This is a genomic window from Serpentinimonas maccroryi (assembly GCF_000828915.1).
GTDB classification, from domain to species: domain Bacteria; phylum Pseudomonadota; class Gammaproteobacteria; order Burkholderiales; family Burkholderiaceae_C; genus Serpentinimonas; species Serpentinimonas maccroryi.
Genome location: NZ_AP014569.1, coordinates 46,256 through 63,520 on the forward strand (window position 1 = coordinate 46,256; position 17,265 = coordinate 63,520).

Below are 17,265 nucleotides of genomic sequence, written 5' to 3' on the forward strand. Positions count from 1 at the left end.
AGAGGACCATCATGGCACGTATCGCTGGTATCAACATTCCGCCGCAAAAGCACGCCGAAATCGGCCTGACGGCGATCTTTGGCATCGGGCGCACCCGCGCACGGCAGATTTGCGAGGCCTGTGGCATCGCATACTCGAAAAAGATCAAAGAGCTTTCCGACGCCGAACTCGAAAAGGTTCGTGAAGCGGTCAACACCCTGACCATCGAGGGCGATTTGCGCCGCGAAACCACGATGAACATCAAGCGTTTGATGGACATCGGCTGCTATCGCGGTTTCCGCCATCGGCGCGGCCTGCCTGTGCGCGGCCAGCGCACCAAGACCAACGCCCGCACCCGCAAGGGCCCGCGCAAGGCTGCCCAGTCGCTGAAGAAATAACCGCCCACAAGGACACCCGCTATGGCCAAGCCCCAAGCCTCCAACGCCGCCGCCCGCGTGCGCAAAAAAGTTCGCAAGAACATCTCCGACGGCATTGCCCACGTGCACGCTTCGTTCAACAACACCATCATCAACATCACCGACCGCCAAGGCAACTCGCTGTCGTGGGCGTCGTCGGGTGGTCAGGGTTTCAAGGGCTCGCGCAAATCGACCCCCTTCGCAGCCCAGGTGGCGTCCGAAGTGGCTGGCCGCGCGGCCATCGAGCAAGGCATCAAAAACCTCGACGTCGAAATCAAGGGCCCGGGCCCGGGTCGCGAATCCTCGGTGCGCGCATTGGGCGCCCTAGGGATCCGCATCAACTCGATCGCCGACGTGACCCCGGTGCCGCACAACGGCTGCCGCCCGCAAAAGCGCCGCCGCATCTGAGTTCGGCCTAAAACCTTAGCGCCGCCTCAAGCCTTAGCGCTTGACCTAGAGCCTGCTGTATTGCTATAATCTGCGGCTCTTTGTTTGGGCCACTGCAAACCTTTGCGGTGGCATTTTCGTTTCAAGCCCACCGCCGTGGCCCTGAAAGGGTGCGGCTCCCGCTCCAGTCTGTAAGGCAGGGGCGGCAGATAGATCAAGGAAAATCACGTGGCACGTTACCTCGGCCCCAAGGCCAAACTCTCCCGCCGTGAAGGCACCGATCTGTTGCTCAAGAGCGCGCGGCGCTCGATCAGCGACAAGGCCAAGTTCGACTCCAAGCCCGGCCAGCACGGCCGCACCTCGGGTCAGCGCACTTCCGACTTCGGTCTGCAGCTGCGCGAAAAGCAAAAAGTCAAGCGCATGTACGGTGTGCTCGAGCGCCAGTTCCGGCGCTACTTCGCCGAAGCCGACCGCCGCCGTGGCAACACCGGCACCAACCTGCTCGGCCTGCTCGAATCGCGCCTCGACAACGTGGTGTTTCGCATGGGCTTTGCCTCGACCCGCGCCGAAGCGCGCCAGTTGGTCTCGCACAAGGCGGTGTTGGTGAATGGCCAGAGCTGCAACATCCCGTCGGCACTGGTCAAATCGGGTGATGTGGTGTCGGTGCGCGAAAAATCGCGCAACCAGAACCGCGTCAAAGAGGCGCTGGAGCTCGCCAAACAGATCGGTTTCCCCGCATGGGTTGAGGTCGCGGTCGAAAAGGCCGAGGGCACCTTCAAGAAAGTGCCGGACCGCGACGAGTTCGCCGCCGACATCAACGAATCGCTGATCGTCGAACTGTATTCGCGCTAATCTGTGGTTTGAAACCATATCCGAGCCCGAGCGCCGCATTCAGCTGGCGTTCGGGATTTTGTACTCCAGCAGCCTTATCGGTGTAACGAGCCGAGGGTATTGAAGGAAGTCCGAATGCTTAACAATCTCCTGAAACCCAAGAACATTCAAGTCGAGCACCTCGGCCCCAACCACGCCGAAGTCACGCTCGAGCCCTTTGAGCGCGGCTATGGCCACACGCTGGGCAACGCGCTGCGCCGGGTGTTGTTGGCTTCGATGGTCGGCCACGCTCCCACCGAGGTCACCATCTCGGGTGTGTTGCATGAGTTTTCTTCGATCGACGGCGTGCAAGAAGACACTGTTGACATGCTGCTCAACCTCAAAGGCGTGGTGTTCAAGCTCCACGGCCGCGACGAAGTCACCTTGAGCCTGCGCAAAGAGGTCGAAGGCCTGGTCACAGCGGGCGACATCCAGACCCCGCACGACGTGGAAATCCTGAATCCGCAGCACCCCATCGCCACCCTGAGCGCGGGCACCAAGCTCGACATGCAGATCAAGGTCGAGAAGGGCCGCGGCTACGTGCCCGGCAACCTGCGCCGCGGCGAGGACAGCACGCGCTCGATCGGCCGAATTTTGCTCGATGCCTCTTTTTCGCCGGTCAAGCGCGTCAGCTACGCGGTGGAAAACGCCCGCGTCGAGCAGCGCACCGACCTCGACAAGCTGGTGCTGGACATCGAAACCAACGGTGCCGTGGCACCCGAGGAAGCGGTGCGCGCCGCGGCCAAGATTCTGGTCGAGCAGCTGGCGGTGTTTGCCCAGTTGGTCCGCGACGAATCGTCCGACTTTGGCGCCTCGCCCAGCCGCGCTTCGCAGCAGTTTGACCCGATTTTGCTGCGCCCGGTCGATGAGCTCGAGCTCACGGTGCGCTCGGCCAACTGCCTCAAGGCCGAAAACATCTACTACATCGGTGACCTGATCCAGCGCACCGAAAACGAGCTGCTCAAAACCCCCAACCTGGGTCGCAAGTCGCTCAACGAAATCAAGGAAGTGCTGGCTTCGCGCGGCTTGACGCTGGGCATGAAGCTGGAGAGCTGGCCGCCCGCTGGGCTGGACAAGCACTGAACCCACTGCTTAACCCTCACCCTCAACGCCCCTGACCCCTCGCAGTACCTGATCCGGCTGCGGGCAAACCACAAAGGAAACCACCATGCGTCACGGACACGGACTTCGCAAACTCAACCGCACCACCAGCCACCGGCTGGCCATGCTGCGCAACATGATGAACTCGCTGCTCACGCACGAAGCGATTCAAACCACCTTGCCCAAGGCCAAAGAGCTGCGCCGCGTGGTCGAGCCCATGATCACCTTGGCCAAAGTGCCGACGGTGGCCAACCGCCGCTTGGCTTTTGACCGCCTGCGCGACCGCGACGTGGTGGTTAAGCTGTTCGACGTGCTCGGCCCGCGCTTCAACGCCCGTCCGGGTGGCTACACGCGCATCCTCAAAACCGGGTATCGCGTCGGCGACAACGCCCCGATGGCCCTGATCGAGCTGGTCGATCGCGGCGATGCAGAAACCACCAAAGAAGAACAAGCTTCTGCCGACAAAACGCAGTAAGCGTGCTAGAATACATGTCTTGACGCGGAGTGGAGCAGCCTGGTAGCTCGTTGGGCTCATAACCCAAAGGTCGCAAGTTCAAATCTTGCCTCCGCAACCAAAACCTCAATCAACCCTGTGGGCTTAATGGCTTGCAGGGTTTTTTGTTTTGAGTTTGCATTATCAATGCGTGCACTTGGTTCGCGGCTTGCTGGCCTTGAGGCATCTTTGCTTGTGACTGCAAGTGGCTTGCCAGTCTAGGCGGCGACTTTAGCTCGATCTATTCACAATTCGACTACAATCGAATCATGGAAGACTCGCACGCAGCATCCTGCTTTGCCGCGCTGGCGCACCCGGCGCGTTTGCGCGTTTTCCGCGCCTTGGTGGTGGCGGGGGCTGATGGCCTGACGCCCGGTGTGTTGGCCCAGTCGCTGGCGCTGCCGGCGGCCACGCTCTCCTTTCATTTGAAGGAGCTGATGCACACCGGCTTGGTGTGCGCGCAGCGCAGCGGGCGCCACATCCATTACCGGGCCGAGCTCGAGCGCATGAACGCGCTGCTGAGCTACTTGAGTGAAAACTGCTGTCAGGGGCAGGGCTGTCTGGCCCCGTCGAATCTTTTGTGCACGCTGCCAGAGCCGCAACATGACTAAACCAAACCCCATTTTGCTCCCCGTGCGGGTGCTTTTTTTGTGCACCCACAACTCGGCACGCAGCATCTTGGCCGAAGCCTGCCTGAACCACTGGGGGCGCGGGCGCTGGCAGGCTTTTTCGGCCGGCAGCAGCCCGCGGCCGGGGCAGCAGCCCCATGCGCTGGCGCTGGCGGCCTTGCAGGAGGCTGGCATCGACACGGCGGGCTTGCGCAGCAAAAACTGGGACGAATTTGCCGGCCCAAAGGCGCAGCCGATGGACCTGATCATCACCGTGTGCGACAACGCCGCTGGCGAGGTCTGCCCGATCTGGCCCGGGCATCCGGCCACGGCGCATTGGGCTTATGCCGATCCGTCCGAGGGCGAGGGCAGCCCGGAGCAGCGCCTGCAGCGATTTCGCAGCACCTTGCAGGCCATCAGCGGCCGCATTCAGGCCCTGCTCGCTGCGCCACCCGCCGATCTCGAGGGCGAGCGGCTGGCGCAAACCGCGCGCCGCTTGGCGCAAGCATGAATCTGCAACCTTGACCCAGTTACCCTGAGAGCGCCGTTTATGTCTGAGCCTGTGCCACCGCCTTTGACGCCACCACTGCCGCAGCGCCTGCTGGCGGAGTTCGTGGGCACGCTGCTGCTGGTGTGCGCGGTGGTGGGTTCGGGCATCATGGCGCAGCACTTGGCGGCAGGCAATGTGGCGCTGATGCTGCTGGCCAACACCGTGGCCACGGTGTGCATTCTGTATGTGCTGATTCAAACCCTAGGGCCGATCAGCGGCGCGCATTTCAACCCGGTGGTGACGGCCGTTTTTGGTGCCGCCAACGGCTTGTCTTGGGGCCTGCGTCTGGCCTATGTGGGGGCGCAACTGAGCGGGGCCTTGGCCGGGGTGGTGCTGGCCAATCTGATGTTTGGGCACGCGCCGCTGGAGCTGGCGCAGCAGGTGCGCGGCGGGCCACCGATGTGGCTGGCCGAGCTGCTGGCCACGGCCGGTCTGGTGTTTGTGATCGGGCGCAGCTGCGCGCGCACGGCGCCGGCGCTGGTGGCGGCCTATATCGGCGCAGCGATGTGGTTCACGGCCTCGACGTCGCTGGCGAATCCGGCGGCAACTTTCGGGCGCATGTTCAGCGACAGCTTTGCCGGGGTGGCGCCGGCCTCATTCCCGGCGCTGGTGCTGGCGCAGGTGGCCGGCGGGTTGCTGGGGGCGCTGTTGCTCAGGGCGCTGCGCGCGCCGACTCTTAGCAGCCAACCCATGCCGTAGCCGCGTACAAGCGATCAAATTCCGGATGGAGCAGGGCGGTTTGTCCGCGCGCGCTAAGTCTGAGCCCTCATGCGCGCCAGCAGCGCGCGCAGGCAGCCAAAGCCGACGCGCTCTTGCTCCAGTCGCAGCCGGGGTTCGAGCTGGTCGAAGCGCAGCGCGTTGTAGACGGCGGCTTCGGCGGGGGTGAGGCGCGGCAGGTCGTGGCGCACGGGTTCAGGCTCTGCGCCCCAGTGCGCGCGGTGGGCCAGCAGCGTGTCCATGTCCATGAGCATGGACGCGGCGTGCGGGAACTGGCCGCGCAGCTGGTCTAGGATGGCAAAGCCGTGGGTGTCGATGTCGCCCCAGTAGTGCAGCTGGCAGCGCTGCAGCCACGCGGCGCGGGCCAGCGCCTCCCAGCCGTAGCCGGCGCCAAAGACGACGAGGGCGCGTGGCAGCGCCGGGAAGGCGAGGAAGTTGGTCTCGTTTTCGGTGATGAAAACGCGCTCAACGGGCAAGGCCAAGGCCGCAAAGCTGGCGGCATCGAGGGTGATGTCGGGCAGGGCGGCGAGCGGCACGGCGGCAAGCGCAGCGGGTGAAGGCACGGCGGCTGGTGCTAAGGCTGCCGGGGCTTGGCAGCCCGGCAGGCTGGGCAACGCCGGGTCGAGCAGACGAAAGCGGATGCGCACGGGTTTGTCCAGAAAGCCGAAGCGGCGCGTGAACTGCGCCACGCCGCTGGCTTGGCTGTCGATGGCCTCGGGCGGCAGGGCCGCATCCAGCAGCTCGGTCAGCACGCCCCGATGGGCCTCGATGAACTTGCTGTCCACTCCGGGCACGTCGAGTTGGCGCAGGTACACGCCGGGGCGCGGGTGCGCTTGCAGCCAAGCCACCACGGCCAACAGGCGCGGCCAGCGCTCAATCAGCTCCAGCGCTTGGATGGGTCGGCGGCTCAGGTAGGCCAGAAGCGCCGGCTGCGCGCTGGCGGTCTGCTTCCACAGGGCCCTAAAGCCTTGGGCCTGACGCAGCTTGCCGATGAAGGCCAAGGCCTCGTGCAGGGTGTCGAGCCAGATGGCCGCCGGCAGCCGCTGCGCGCCTTGGACGCGGTGGTTCCAGTCGCGCCATTCGATGCGCAGCGGCGCGGTGTCGGCTAGGGCGCGCACCCAGTCGCGCACGGCCTCGAAGCGCTCGGACAGGTCGGCTGCGCTGGGGGCCTTCAGGTTTAGGCGCAGGGGCACCCAGCTGGAATCGGACACCGCCGCGCGCAGCAGCTCGCCGCGCTCCCACAGGCGTTGCACCTGGGCGCGCAGATCGGCTGGGGTGGTCCAGCTCATGTTGCTGCGCCGTCTGCCGCCGCGCCAGCAGCGTCCCCACCAGCCACCGCCCGGGCTTCGGCCCCGGCCAGCGCCTTCTGCGCTTGGTAGTCCTCGATCGACAGGCAGCGCAGGCGCGAGTCGCGCCCGCCTTCGTTGTGCACGAAGCCCACGCTCGAGACGAAGGGTTCGATGATGTGGATTTTTTGCAGCGGCGTGACGATCAGCAGTTGCAGGTTGAGCTGCTGGAACAGGCGCAACCCGTACTGCGCCGACTCGTCCGAGCCGCGCCCAAAAGCCTCGTCGATGACGACAAAGCGAAACGAGCGCGAACGCACCGCGCCCCACTCGAGCCCGAACTGGTAGGCCAAGCTCGCGGCCAGCACGGTGTAGGCCAGCTTCTCTTTTTGGCCGCCCGATTTGCCGCCCGAATCGGAGTAGTGCTCGTGCTCGGCGCCGTCGGCGCGCCAGCGCTCGCTGGCCGCAAACAAAAAGGCGTTGCGCACGTCGGTGACCTTGGCCGTCCAGCGCCGGTCGGCGTCCGACAGCCCTTCGCGGCCGCGGAAGCGGTCGATGATCGCCTTGACCTGCAAGAACTTGGCTTCGGAATACTGCTCGTCGCCCGAGCCGGTGAGCGTGCCCTCGGTGCAGGCGCGCAGGTCGCGCTGGAAGTCGCGGATTTCGGCGTCTGGGCTGGGCTGGGCCAGCAACAGGATGAAGCGCCCGGGGTTGTAGTCGATCGCCTCGAGCGACTGGTTGATGCGTGCCACGCGCTCTTTGATGGTCTCGCGCTGGCTGGCGAGGTGGGCGTTGAAGCTGGCGATCTGGTTGATGGTGTTGACGTTGAGCAGCTCTTTGAAGCGCGACTCGAAGCGCGGCAGGTCGTCGCTCTTCAAGCCGGTGAGCAGGCGCGCGTAGTCGGGCAGCGCCGCCAAGGCCACGTCCACCTCGGCAGTTTCGGCTTTGAAGGCCTCTTTGAAGCCGCGCATGGCGTTGACGATGCGCTCGGTGAGCCGCGCCAGGCGCTTGTCCTCGGCGTCGATGCGGTCTTGCAGCCACTTGCGCAGCTCCTGTTCGCGGTGGTCGCAGGATTCAACCGAGAGCTGGTGCTCGCCCAAAGCGGCCGCGCGCCAGCCATGCAGGCGCTCGATCTGGGCTTCGGTCAGCGGCGCCTCGTGGCTGATGCGCTGCACTTGCTGGCGCAGCTCCAGCGCCGCCTCGTGCTTGCTCTTGAGCTCGCCTTGTTTGCCCAAGGTGTCGCGCCACTGGCGCTCGAGTTCGGCCAGCCGCTCGCGCACGGTTTTGAGCTGGCGCTCGAGCTCTTGCAAGGCGTTGGATGCGGCTTGCAGCCGGGCGCGCTCTTCGGCCAAGGCGGCCATCTGGCGCGCGGGGGCCATCCAGTCGATGTCGGCGTAGCGCGTGTAGTCTTCGAGCTTGAGCAGTGCATCCAGCCGGCCGCGCAGTTCGTCGCGCGCCTGTTTGATCGCGCCCAGCTCGTGCCCGAGTGCGGCCAGTTGCTGTTCCAGCCGCTGGCGCTGATCGCGCAAGGCGCGCAGCTTGTCGGCGTTGCTCCAGCCCAGCACGTAGCGGCTGCGGTCGTCGATGCGGCTGCGGTCGTCTTTCTCGTGGCGCCCGCTCGGGTCTTTGATCTGGCCGGCGCGGGTGATGGCGCGCGCTTCGCGGCGAAACTGCTCGCCGCTGTCGCAGCAAGCGACGTCGAAACGCTGGCGCAGTTCGTGCTCCAGCCATTCGTAGTGCGGCGAATCGGGCTTGAGCACGAGCTTGCGCACCAGCGACTGCGGCTGCAGCGCCGCACCCGGCACCGGCTTGCGCGCGCGCACGTGAAAATAGACCAGCCGCGCGCCCAGATGCTGGCGCTCCACCCAGTCGGACACGGCCTTGTAGTGCGCGTCGGGCACCAGCAGCGCCAAGCCAAAGCCGCGCAGCAGCCGCTCGGCAGCACCCTCCCAATCGCGCTCGTCGTCGCGCACTTGGATGAGCTCGCCGGCGAAGGGCAGCTCGCCTTCGTCGATGGCCAGCGCCGCACACAGCGCGTCGCGGATGCGCACTTGGGCGGCGTCGATGTTGCTCTTGCGCCGCTGCAGGCTGTCGATCTCGCTCGACAAGTCGGTGTGCGCTTCGCGGCCCTTGCGGAACTCGTAGTCGCGCTCGCTCTCGCGGTTTTTGAGCTCGGCGTCGGCATCGCGCAAGCCCTCGGCGCGCTGGGCAATGCGCTGCTGCAGGGCCATGAAGGCGGCTTCGTCGGCCGGCGCGGCCTCGTCGATGCGCGCCAGCAGGGCGTGGAAGCGGTCGGCCTTGGTTTGGCGCAGCGCTTTGTCGGCCTCCAGGCGCCGGATCTCGGCCGCCAGTTCCTCGAGGCGGTCGCCGCCGTTGTCGCGCAGCGCGCGCTCCAGCCGGGCCACATCCACGCGCTCGGCCTCGCGCTGGGCCTCGAGGCGCTCGATCTGGGCGTCGATGCGGGCGGCGTCCTGCCCCAGCAGCTCGAGGCGGCGCTGCAGCAGCTCGCCCTTGAGCCGGGCAAAATAGGGCCGCAGTTGATCGCGGCCATCGCGCCAGCCCGCAATCTCGGCCAGCAGCGCTTGGTGGCGCTCGCCGTCTGCAACCAAGGGCGTGAGCAGCTCCACCTGCCGCTTGGCTTTGAGCACGGCTTGGTGCGCCTGATCGAGGTCGTCGAAATGGCGGATCAGCTCCTCGATGCGCTGCCCGGAGTCGAAGGGCTCGAGCATGTGGCTGCGCACGAAGTCGGTCAGGTTGCCCACCGACTTCATCGACACGGTCTGGTGAAACAGCTCCAGCGCCTGCTCGTGCTCGATGCCGAAGCGGCGCCTGAACCAAGCGCCGTAGGGTGGAAAGCTGTCGTGCAGCTCGCAGCCGCTGGCGCGCAGGCGCTTGCGCAGGGCGCCGATGTCGCTGCCAAAGCCGCTGAAATCGGCCGCTATGGCCAGCGCGCGTTCGGCGGCCACGTACAGGCGCACGGGCTGGCCTTGGGGGTCTTTGAGCCAGAACACTTGGGCCAGCGTCACGGCTTGGTCGTAGCCCTCGTTGCGAAACACGCCCAGCACCACGGAAAAGCTCGAGGCATCGCGCAGCGCCACCGGGCGCGCGCTGCCGGTGAGCTCGTTGCGCTCGCTCTTGTAGTGGCCCAGCACGTAGGAGCGCAAGGAGCGCTCGCGCGCCTCGGCGCCGGCGGCCTTGTTGTAGGCCACGCGCTGCCCCGGCACCAGCAAGGTGGTGATGGCATCGACTAGGGTGGATTTGCCGGAGCCGATGTCGCCCGTGAGCAAGCCGTTGCGCCCGCCCAGTTCGTAGCGCCAGACGCGCTGGTCGAAGGTGCCCCAGTTGAGCACCTCGAGCCGCTGCAGCCTAAAGCCCACCCGGCTGTCGTCGGCGACAAAGTCCAGCCCCGGTGTGGCGGTATCAAGCATCGCTGCCCCCCGGTTGGGCGGCCTTGCCAGCCGCAGCCGCCGACGGCGTGGCCAGCGCGGTGCGATAACCCTCGAGGCGGGCGTCGAACTCGGCCAGCCACTGCGCATCGACAAAGGCTTTGAGGATGCGCCGCACCTCGTAGTGGCCGCGGTCGGGTGCGCTGGCGGCAGCGGGCTTGAGCCGGCGCACAAAACCCAGATCGAGCACTTTGGTGAGGGTCGAGTCCACCTGATCGATCAGCCGGGCTTCGTTGCTGCCGTCGGGCAGGAACACGCGCATCAGCTCGGCGATCTCGTCGCGCGTCAGCACCAGCCGGGTGTCGCCGGCGCTGGCGTCGAACTCGGCCATGCGCTTGCGCAGCAGCGCCAGCATCAGGCTGACCGGATACGAGAGCGGGCGGCGCGCCACCAGCCGGGGCAGGCGCGGCGCGTCTTCGGATTCGTCTGGGTCGGCACGCCCTTTGAGGAAGGCGTAGCCCTCGGCTTCGTCGAGCAGCAGATCGAGCAACAGCACGGCGGCCTGCTCGCGCACCCGGGCTTGCAAGCGCAGCAGGCTGGCCCAGAGGCGCTCGTCGTCGTCGCGGTAGAGCACGCCTTTGAGCAGGTGCACCATGAGCTGCGACAGCTCGGGCGCGGTAGGCGGCGCGCCGGGTGGCGATTCGGGTGCGTCCAGGGTTGCTGCGGTGTCGGGCGGCTCGGTGTGCATGGGCGGCAAGGTGCGGCGGTCGTGGGCTTGCGGTGGAGGGGTCATCGGTAAGGGGGTTTGCGGGCGCCCAGCTTTTTAGCGCGTAAAGATCACGCGCGGCAGGCGTGCTGCGCGGGTGACGCTTTGGCCAGCGGCGTTGTGGGCCTGCCAAGCGATGGGTTCGGTCACGCTTTCATCGACGAGGGCCCGCAGCCCATCGAGCGCGCTGCCGTCGGGCGGCGCATGCACCAGCTCGAGGTAAGCCACCAGCTCGGCCAAGCCGCGCTGCAGCGGCGCGGTTTGCAGCACATCGCGCAGCGTGACTTGCGGCTGGTGGCGCAGCGCCTGCACGATGGCCGAGCGCAGGCGCGCCTTGTCCACCACGAACTGCTCGAACAGGCGCGCGGTGTCGATCTCGGCCTCAAAGCCCTCCAGCGCCACATCGGCCAAGCGCGGCTTGACGCTGGGCGTGAACAGCGGGCGCTCGAACGGCAGCTCCACGCCCGCCCCCATGGCGTCGAGGTGCATCAGCGTGCCCGTGGGGGCGGCGCTGCGCAGCGCCAGCGCCTTGCTCTCGATGCCGTGCAGCAGGTCGAGGATGCGGCGGTTTTCCAGAAAGGCGCGGTCGTCCAGAAAGCGCCGCAGCTGCTGCGACAGCTGCGCCACCGTGCGCTGCGTGTGTTCGCCGGCCTCCAGCCAGTCGTGGTGCACGCGCCGCGTGCGCGGCTCGGGCTTGAGCGCGGCCACGGCGGGCAGCGCCAGCACCTGATCGAGCCGCTCGGACAGCTGCTCTTGGCGCTGGCTGGACATGAGGAAATCCCAAAAGGCGCGCAGGCTGCGGCCTTGGTCGGAATCGGCGATGGCGTCGCGCTCGCCCATGATCTGCTCCAGCAGCGCCCCCTTGCTGCCCTCCCAGAGCGCGATTTTTTCGCGCACCTTGCGGTCAAGCTGGCGAAAGTTGTGCTCCACCTCGCGAAAATCGGCCAGCAGCTCGCGCGCCACCTGCTGGAACTGCTGGAAGCGGTCTTTGACCGCGGTGTCGTCCAGCAGCGGCAGCTCGCCCGCCTGCACCCGGGCGATTTCGGCATCGAGCGCGTCGCGCTTGGCGCGCAGATCGTCCACGCGCTTGACCGGGTCGGCTTCGGTGCCGGCGCTGATCTGCTCGAGCAGCGCAAACAGGGTGAGCAAGCGCGATTCGGTGCCGACAAAGGCGCGCTCGCTCAGCTGCCCCAGCCAAGCGATGGCTTTTTCGGTGGCCGGCGTGAGGTCAAACTGCGCCTCGTCGGTGCCCGGCTTGTAGAACTTGCGCAGCCAGCCCTTGTCGGGCGCGGCCCAGTCGTTCAAGTAATCCAGCGCGCCCTTGGGGTAGGCCTCGGGCCCCAGCTGCTCACGCAAGGCGTAAAGCTCGTCTTCCAGCGCCTCGGCCAGATCGGCGGCGTTCATCAGGCGCACGTTGGGCAGCACGAACACCCGGTGCAAAAAACCCGCCACCAGCGGCGCGTGCGCCGACGCCAGCAGCCGCCAAGCGGGGTGGCGCTCGCGCAGGGCGCTCAGGGTGTGGTGGTCCATGGGCCGGGGGGTGTGGCTGAGCCCGGTGGCTAGCGTGGGTTTTGCAGGGGGGGCTAAAGGGCGGGGTGGCCGCGTAGTTTATCCGGGGCTATGGGGGTCGAGCGCGCGTGCCGGGTGCGCGACAGGGGCAGGCTAATCAGCGATGGCGGCAGATGGCCCCTACGCCAGCGTGCAGCTACTCGTAGTGCGTCCACATGCGCAACACTTTGACTATTTTGGACTCTGGCAGCACTTGGTACACCAGCCGATGTTGAATGTTGATGCGCCGCGAATACGCTCCCGACAGATCGCCTACCAGCTTTTCAAGCGGTGGCGGGCTGCGAAAGGGGTCGTCTTTGAGCAGCACGAGCAATGCTTGGGCCTTGCCTTTGAGGCCGCTGGCTGCAATTTTCTGGGCGTCTTTGAGTGCGTGCTTGGTGTAAACGACCTTCCAGCTCACCAGTCCAACTCCTGGACGCAGGCCTCTGGGGCCTGATCCATGCCTTCCTTGATGGACTCACGCATACCTGGCACGGCGAGCAAGTACAGCGTTTCTTGGATGGCCTGCCAGTCTTGGGCGGAAATCAGCACGGCGTCAGAGTGCTTGCCGGTGATGGCGATGGGCTGATGCGACTCGGCTGCCTGATCCATGAGGCGGTACAGGTTGGCGCGTGCTTGGCTTGCGGTGAGTGTGTGCATGATAGGCTCCGGTCGCGCAAAGCGTACGCCAAATGATACGTTTGGTCAAGCGGAAAATCTGCGAGTCGAATCACGGCGCCCAAAGGAAAGCCGGGCTTCAGGCCAAGATTTATCCAGCAAGCGAGTCGGTGGGTTAAGATGTGCGCATCCACACATGCGCACGAAGCTCGCTATGCCCGACCTGCACTCTACTCGCCGCCCGCGCACGGGCACGTCGGTCAAGCGCGCAACCAACCTGAGCCTGAGCGCGGATGTGCTCGAGGGGGCCAAACAGCTCAATATCAACATTTCGCAGGTCTGCGACAACCACTTGCGCGAAGTCGTGCGGCGCGAGCAGGGGCGCAAATGGCGACTAGAGCACGCCGATTTCATTGGCGCCTACAACGCCAGCATCGAGGCCGAAGGCTTGCCGCTGGACGAGTGGAAGAGTTTTTGACGGCGCGCTTCGATGTCTATGCCAACCCTGGCAGCCATGCGGTTACCACGCCCTACCTGCTTGATGTGCAGAGCGATTTGCTCGATGGCCTTGAGAGCCGGATGGTGATCCCGCTGCGCAGCCTCAAGCACTTTCCCCAAGTCAAATTCCCAGATCGGCTGACTCCGGTATTCACCATCGAAGGCCAAGAGCTCCTGCTCGAGACGCCGAAGATGGCCGCAGTTCCAAGGCGCCTGCTGAAGCCGCCCGTAAGCTCTCTGGCGCACGCGCAAGCGCAGATCACCGCTGCGCTGGATTTTTTGTTCCACGGCTACTGATGCTGCGGAACAATCGGTGCCCGAAAAATTGAGAACAGGCTACGACTTCCTCAACCCAGCAAAGCCTCGAACTCGTCTTCCGGCGCCACCGTGACGGCAACTTTCTGATGTGCGCGAAGTCTTGGCACACGCCTTTGCGCTGCTCCAGGGCTTGCAGCACCGGGGTGTGGATGTCGGTGCTGGCGCTCTCGTAGCGGCAGTCTTGGTGGATGCGCTCCATCAGCGCCCGGCAGGCTTGCAGCAGCAGCGGGCGCTTGGCCGGGAAGGCCTTGCGCGCGTAAGCCGCCAGCGCGTCGTGGCGGGGGATGTAGGGTGATGGGTAAATGAACTCGGCCGCCGGCTGGTGCGGCTGGTGCGCGTGGTACTGCAACGCGGCGCGCACACGCCCTGATGGCCACCCAAATTCCCCCGGTTATGGCCACCTCAAACTCCCCCACCTGACCGCCAGCGCTGGCTGCAGCAGCCGTCAATTTCCCCCGGGGTGGCCACCGGCTCGGCCGAGCAAATTCCCCCACCCTGGCCACCGGCTCCTGTGCCGGCGGCCACCTCCCTATGCGAACCCCTCCGCGAGTTCATCGAAGCCCAGTTGCGTCTGAAGCGCAACGCCACGGCCATCTTCCAAGACCTGGTCGACCAACACGGCTTTGCCGGGCAGTACAACTCCGTCAAACGGTTCTGCGCCAAGCTGCGCCACAAGGAGCCCGAGCAGTTCGACCGCCTGTCCTTCCTGCCTGGCGAGGAGATGCAGGTGGACTACGGCGAGGGCGCGCCCACCCGAATGCCCGGCAGCGAGCGGTACCGCAAGCCCCGCTTGTTCGTGGCCACGCTGCGCTATTCCCGTGCCAGCTTGCGGCGCGTGGTCTGGAAGTCCAGCCAGCAGATCTGGGCCGAGCTGCACGAGCGGGCCCTGCGGTACTTCGGCGGCTGCCCGCAATACGTGGTGCTGGACAATCTGAAGGAAGGCATCCTCAAGCCCGACCTGTACGAGCCCGATCTCAACCCGGTGTACGCCGCGGCCCTGAAGGGTCGTCGCTTTGAGTCCATCGAGGCCCAGAACGAGTTCCTCGCCCACTGGGAGAAGAACTGGGCGGCCAAGCGCATCCACGGCACCGAGCGGCGCCAGGTGCAGGCCATGTTCGAGGAGGAGCGCACCCACCTCAAGGCGCTGCCGCTCTTGGGCATGCAGTATTTCAATGAGGCGGTGCGCACCGTCTGCGACGACAGCTGTGTGCGGGTGGATCACAGCAGCTACGCCGCGCGCCCGGCAGCCATCGGCTCCAAGGTCTTGGTGCGCATCTACGCCCAGCGCATCGAGATCCGTGACATCCACACCGGCGCCCTGCTGCGCACCCACGCCAAGGCCGAGCGGCCCGGCACGGTGGTGCTGCCCCAGGAGGAGCGGGTGTTCAATCCCTCGCGCGAGACCCGTCTGATCCTGCGCCAGGCCAGCGAGATCGGTGAGCACGCCAGCCGGCTGTGTGAGCTGCTCTTTGCCATTGAAGGCCGGGTGGGCCAGCGCAAGCTCTGGGGCATCGTGGGTTTGGTGCGGCGCTACCCCGCGCACTGCGTCGAAACCGCCTGCGCCCAGGCCCTGGAGCAAGGGGGCTACAGCTACAAGCGCGTTCTGGCTTTGGCAGAAGTCATCTTTGCCCAGGCACTGGCGGCCATCGAGACCGAGTCCACCGGTGCGTCCAGCAGTGCGTCCGCCGCCGGGGCCCGAACGCTGACCCAGCAGCATGAGCTCATCCGCGACGCGGATGAGTACGCAGATCTGTTTGCGCACGCTGCGGCCGTCACAGCCACGAGCACGCTCGCCGCCGCCACTGCAAACACCACCACCACCACCACCACCAACACCAACACCAACACACCTGGAGTTCAGCCATGAACATGATCGAGATCGAACGCGCGCTGCGCGAGCTGCGTCTGTCCGGCATTGCCGAGACCCTGTCCACCCGCGTGATGCAGGCTCAGGCCGCTCAGGAGCCCTTCCTGGAGACCTTCGCCGCCATGCTGCAAGACGAGCTGGACCGCCGGCGCTCTCGCCTGACCGAGCGCCGCTTCAAACGCTCGGGCCTGGATGAGCGTCCCTCGCTGGTTGACTTCGACTGGCGCTTCAACCCGAAGCTGCCGCGCAGCGCCTGCTTCGAATTGCACACCCTGAAGTTCATCGGCGAGGGCGCCAATGCGCTGATCATCGGCAAGCCGGGCACCGGCAAGAGTCATGTGGCCAAGGCCGTGGCCTACCAGGCCACGCTGCAGGGCTATGACGCGCGGTACCTGCAAGCCGACACCGAGTTTGCTCACTACGCGTTGGCCAGCGACTCAGAGCGCACCGAGCTGCTCAAGGACTGGGTCGCGCCGGACCTGCTCGTCCTCGATGACCTGTTCCTGGCCAGGCGCATCAGCGAGCACGCCGCCGAGGTGCTGCAGGCCATCGTGCACCAGCGCTACAAGCTGCGCCGCTCCATCGTCATCACCTCCAACCGCGTGGTGCAGGACTGGGGCAAATATCTGGGCGACGCCACCATGGCCACCACCATCCTGGACCGACTTATGCACCGCTGCGCGATGCTGGAGTTCGAGGGCAAGAGCTACCACCTCAAGGAGGCCGCTGCACGCATCGCCGTTGGACCTGAGTCGTCATAATCCGGCGGTCCTGCCTGGGGTGTCACATCCCGGACGATCATACGGGCGTTTATGGAACAGATCAGGGCGAGAAGCGTACCATTCTTTCATGGCTTGCATCGGCGTTTTGCTCTTCAACGCTGACTGTGGCAGTTGGTGGTTGTACAAAGTCACGTAGCGCATCAAGGTCTGCTCCAGATCCTGCCCACTGTGGAAGTGATGCGTCTTGAGCACATCGGCAATGCGGCCGTTGAAGCGCTCGACCATGCCATTGGTTCTGGGCGTTCTGGGTTTGGTCAAGCGGTGTTCAATGCCCAAGGCTTGGCACAACTGATCAAACTCATGTTGACCCGTGGGCTGCCTGGCACGCGAGGCAAAGAGCCTGTCCGTGAACTCTTTGCCGTTGTCAGTCAACAACTTATGAATCTTGAGCGGACAGGCTTTGTGCAAGGCGCCAAGGAAAGCCTTGGCACTGGCTGCGGTCTTGTTGCTCTTGATCGCCACGTACACCCAGCGCGTGGCGCGGTCGATGGCCACGAACAGGTAGCGCCACTTTGTCTCATCGGCCATTTGCGGCAGGTACTTCACGTCGACGTGCAGGTAGCCCGGCTCGTAGCTATTGAAGCGCTTGTGGGGCTCACGGGGCGTGGCGGGCTTGAGGGCATTGAGGTTGCCCACGCCATGGCGGCGCAGGCAGCGGTCAATACCAGAGCGGCTGGCTTTGGAGCAGAGAAATTCGCGCGTGACGGCAAGCAGGTCGTCCAGAGGCAACAGCAGGGTGCGCCGCAGTTGCACGACCACATGCTCTTGGGCAGGCGTGAGGGTGGTCTGAAGACGGTGTGCGGTGTGCGAACCGTCCTGCACGCTGCTGCGATTTTTCCACTTGTAGACCGTGGCTAGGGTGATGCCAAAGCGCTGGGCTAGGCTGGCGGCACTGGCGCTGCTGGCAGCGATTTCTGCGCGGATGGCGGGCGTGGTGCGCGCGTTCTTGTGCAGGGCTATCATCATGTAGACTCTCCTTGAGCTTGCGTCAGATCGTACACCAGCGCCCTCATCGCCTCACGAGCGATGAACAACGGATAACGCTTCGAGTCTATACAATCATCGGGGATGCGAC

At 65.5% G+C, this 17,265-nt stretch carries 19 protein-coding genes, 1 tRNA gene and 1 pseudogene; 13 read left to right on the forward strand and 8 right to left on the reverse strand.

All coding sequences use genetic code 11. The features are described from left to right. Positions 1-11 precede the first annotated feature (11 nt). The 9 genes from rpsM to SMCB_RS00270 all read left to right on the forward strand — a co-directional run bounded on the left by rpsM (position 12) and on the right by SMCB_RS00270 (position 5,103). Positions 12-377 carry a 30S ribosomal protein S13 gene (gene rpsM, locus SMCB_RS00230; protein ID WP_045534206.1) on the forward strand — a complete coding sequence of 122 codons (366 nt, stop codon included), beginning with the start codon at positions 12-14 and terminating at the stop codon, positions 375-377. A 21-nt stretch (positions 378-398) separates the two neighbouring features. Continuing rightward, the gene (rpsK, locus tag SMCB_RS00235; RefSeq protein ID WP_045534211.1) at positions 399-803 is read left to right on the forward strand and encodes a 30S ribosomal protein S11; all 405 of its coding nucleotides are present in this window, start codon (positions 399-401) and stop codon (positions 801-803) included. A gap of 207 nt (positions 804-1,010) precedes the next feature. Then, positions 1,011-1,634: a 30S ribosomal protein S4 gene (gene rpsD / locus SMCB_RS00240; protein ID WP_045534215.1), complete on the forward strand. Its 624-nt coding sequence runs from the start codon at positions 1,011-1,013 to the stop codon at positions 1,632-1,634. Positions 1,635-1,748: 114 nt separating this feature from the next. Continuing rightward, positions 1,749-2,735: a DNA-directed RNA polymerase subunit alpha gene (locus SMCB_RS00245; protein WP_045534217.1), complete on the forward strand. Its 987-nt coding sequence runs from the start codon at positions 1,749-1,751 to the stop codon at positions 2,733-2,735. An 85-nt stretch (positions 2,736-2,820) separates the two neighbouring features. Then, positions 2,821-3,228, forward strand: coding sequence for a 50S ribosomal protein L17 (rplQ, locus tag SMCB_RS00250; RefSeq protein ID WP_045534224.1), 408 nt, complete (start codon positions 2,821-2,823; stop codon positions 3,226-3,228). A gap of 23 nt (positions 3,229-3,251) precedes the next feature. After that, positions 3,252-3,328: transfer RNA gene (locus SMCB_RS00255), tRNA-Met, on the forward strand. 187 nt (positions 3,329-3,515) lie between these two features. Next, on the forward strand, positions 3,516-3,857 hold the full coding sequence (locus SMCB_RS00260) for an ArsR/SmtB family transcription factor (RefSeq protein ID WP_045534226.1): 342 nt from the start codon (positions 3,516-3,518) through the stop codon (positions 3,855-3,857). Then, positions 3,850-4,365, forward strand: a complete 516-nt coding sequence (locus tag SMCB_RS00265) for an arsenate reductase ArsC (protein ID WP_045534227.1) — start codon at positions 3,850-3,852, stop codon at positions 4,363-4,365. Before SMCB_RS00260 ends, SMCB_RS00265 begins: the two co-directional genes overlap by 8 nt. 63 nt (positions 4,366-4,428) lie before the next feature. After that, entirely contained in the window at positions 4,429-5,103 is a 675-nt protein-coding gene (locus tag SMCB_RS00270) for an aquaporin (protein WP_231851217.1), read from the forward strand. 53 nt (positions 5,104-5,156) lie between these two features. Here SMCB_RS00270 and SMCB_RS00275 read toward each other — a convergent pair whose 3' ends face one another. From SMCB_RS00275 to SMCB_RS00300, 6 genes are all read right to left on the reverse strand, one after another. Beyond that, positions 5,157-6,410, reverse strand: a complete 1,254-nt coding sequence (locus tag SMCB_RS00275; protein ID WP_045534231.1) for a DUF3322 domain-containing protein — start codon at positions 6,408-6,410, stop codon at positions 5,157-5,159. Further along, positions 6,407-9,835 (reverse strand): ATP-binding protein, encoded by a 3,429-nt coding sequence (locus tag SMCB_RS00280; protein ID WP_045534232.1) that lies wholly within the window; start codon positions 9,833-9,835, stop codon positions 6,407-6,409. Before SMCB_RS00280 ends, SMCB_RS00275 begins: the two co-directional genes overlap by 4 nt. After that, positions 9,828-10,448 (reverse strand): DUF4194 domain-containing protein, encoded by a 621-nt coding sequence (locus SMCB_RS00285; RefSeq protein WP_231851298.1) that lies wholly within the window; start codon positions 10,446-10,448, stop codon positions 9,828-9,830. The genes SMCB_RS00280 and SMCB_RS00285 overlap by 8 nt, the downstream gene beginning before the upstream one ends. A 168-nt stretch (positions 10,449-10,616) precedes the next feature. Beyond that, the gene (locus SMCB_RS00290; RefSeq protein ID WP_045534234.1) at positions 10,617-12,089 is read right to left on the reverse strand and encodes a DUF3375 domain-containing protein; all 1,473 of its coding nucleotides are present in this window, start codon (positions 12,087-12,089) and stop codon (positions 10,617-10,619) included. A 175-nt stretch (positions 12,090-12,264) separates the two neighbouring features. After that, positions 12,265-12,528 carry a Txe/YoeB family addiction module toxin gene (locus tag SMCB_RS00295; protein ID WP_045534238.1) on the reverse strand — a complete coding sequence of 88 codons (264 nt, stop codon included), beginning with the start codon at positions 12,526-12,528 and terminating at the stop codon, positions 12,265-12,267. Then, entirely contained in the window at positions 12,525-12,767 is a 243-nt protein-coding gene (locus tag SMCB_RS00300) for a type II toxin-antitoxin system Phd/YefM family antitoxin (RefSeq protein WP_045534240.1), read from the reverse strand. Before SMCB_RS00300 ends, SMCB_RS00295 begins: the two co-directional genes overlap by 4 nt. Before the next feature lie 172 nt (positions 12,768-12,939). Between SMCB_RS00300 and SMCB_RS00305 the strand changes: the two genes are divergently transcribed. Both SMCB_RS00305 and SMCB_RS00310 read left to right on the forward strand, forming a co-directional pair. Beyond that, the gene (locus SMCB_RS00305) at positions 12,940-13,203 is read left to right on the forward strand and encodes a type II toxin-antitoxin system CcdA family antitoxin (RefSeq protein ID WP_045534241.1); all 264 of its coding nucleotides are present in this window, start codon (positions 12,940-12,942) and stop codon (positions 13,201-13,203) included. Next, positions 13,188-13,520, forward strand: a complete 333-nt coding sequence (locus SMCB_RS00310; RefSeq protein ID WP_045534243.1) for a CcdB family protein — start codon at positions 13,188-13,190, stop codon at positions 13,518-13,520. Before SMCB_RS00305 ends, SMCB_RS00310 begins: the two co-directional genes overlap by 16 nt. On the opposite strand, the gene SMCB_RS12280 is transcribed toward SMCB_RS00310, so the two are convergent. Beyond that, positions 13,483-13,902: a transglutaminase-like domain-containing protein gene (locus SMCB_RS12280; protein ID WP_082027130.1), complete on the reverse strand. Its 420-nt coding sequence runs from the start codon at positions 13,900-13,902 to the stop codon at positions 13,483-13,485. The two genes, SMCB_RS00310 and SMCB_RS12280, sit on opposite strands and share 38 nt — an antisense overlap. An 81-nt stretch (positions 13,903-13,983) precedes the next feature. Here SMCB_RS12280 and SMCB_RS00320 point away from each other — a divergent pair. Together SMCB_RS00320 and istB are read left to right on the forward strand one after the other, a co-directional pair. Continuing rightward, positions 13,984-15,408: pseudogene (locus SMCB_RS00320) on the forward strand (Mu transposase domain-containing protein); the annotation flags it as partial. Continuing rightward, entirely contained in the window at positions 15,405-16,169 is a 765-nt protein-coding gene (istB, locus tag SMCB_RS00325) for an IS21-like element helper ATPase IstB (protein WP_045534247.1), read from the forward strand. The pseudogene SMCB_RS00320 and the gene istB, both read left to right, overlap by 4 nt. Here the strand turns inward: istB and SMCB_RS00330 are convergent. Then, entirely contained in the window at positions 16,164-17,156 is a 993-nt protein-coding gene (locus SMCB_RS00330) for an IS481 family transposase (protein ID WP_045534249.1), read from the reverse strand. The genes istB and SMCB_RS00330 overlap by 6 nt on opposite strands. Positions 17,157-17,265: the final 109 nt, after the last annotated feature.

Coding starts and splice junctions, on each gene's coding strand:
- rpsM (WP_045534206.1), top strand. CDS start 12: ATGGCACGTATCGCTGGTATCAACATTCCGCCGCAAAAGCACGCCGAA.
- rpsK (WP_045534211.1), top strand. CDS start 399: ATGGCCAAGCCCCAAGCCTCCAACGCCGCCGCCCGCGTGCGCAAAAAA.
- SMCB_RS00245 (WP_045534217.1), top strand. CDS start 1,749: ATGCTTAACAATCTCCTGAAACCCAAGAACATTCAAGTCGAGCACCTC.
- rplQ (WP_045534224.1), top strand. CDS start 2,821: ATGCGTCACGGACACGGACTTCGCAAACTCAACCGCACCACCAGCCAC.
- SMCB_RS00260 (WP_045534226.1), top strand. CDS start 3,516: ATGGAAGACTCGCACGCAGCATCCTGCTTTGCCGCGCTGGCGCACCCG.
- SMCB_RS00265 (WP_045534227.1), top strand. CDS start 3,850: ATGACTAAACCAAACCCCATTTTGCTCCCCGTGCGGGTGCTTTTTTTG.
- SMCB_RS00275 (WP_045534231.1), bottom strand. CDS start 6,410: ATGAGCTGGACCACCCCAGCCGATCTGCGCGCCCAGGTGCAACGCCTG.
- SMCB_RS00280 (WP_045534232.1), bottom strand. CDS start 9,835: ATGCTTGATACCGCCACACCGGGGCTGGACTTTGTCGCCGACGACAGC.
- SMCB_RS00285 (WP_231851298.1), bottom strand. CDS start 10,448: ATGGTGCACCTGCTCAAAGGCGTGCTCTACCGCGACGACGACGAGCGC.
- SMCB_RS00290 (WP_045534234.1), bottom strand. CDS start 12,089: ATGGACCACCACACCCTGAGCGCCCTGCGCGAGCGCCACCCCGCTTGG.
- SMCB_RS00300 (WP_045534240.1), bottom strand. CDS start 12,767: ATGCACACACTCACCGCAAGCCAAGCACGCGCCAACCTGTACCGCCTC.
- SMCB_RS00305 (WP_045534241.1), top strand. CDS start 12,940: ATGCCCGACCTGCACTCTACTCGCCGCCCGCGCACGGGCACGTCGGTC.
- istB (WP_045534247.1), top strand. CDS start 15,405: ATGAACATGATCGAGATCGAACGCGCGCTGCGCGAGCTGCGTCTGTCC.
- SMCB_RS00330 (WP_045534249.1), bottom strand. CDS start 17,156: ATGATGATAGCCCTGCACAAGAACGCGCGCACCACGCCCGCCATCCGC.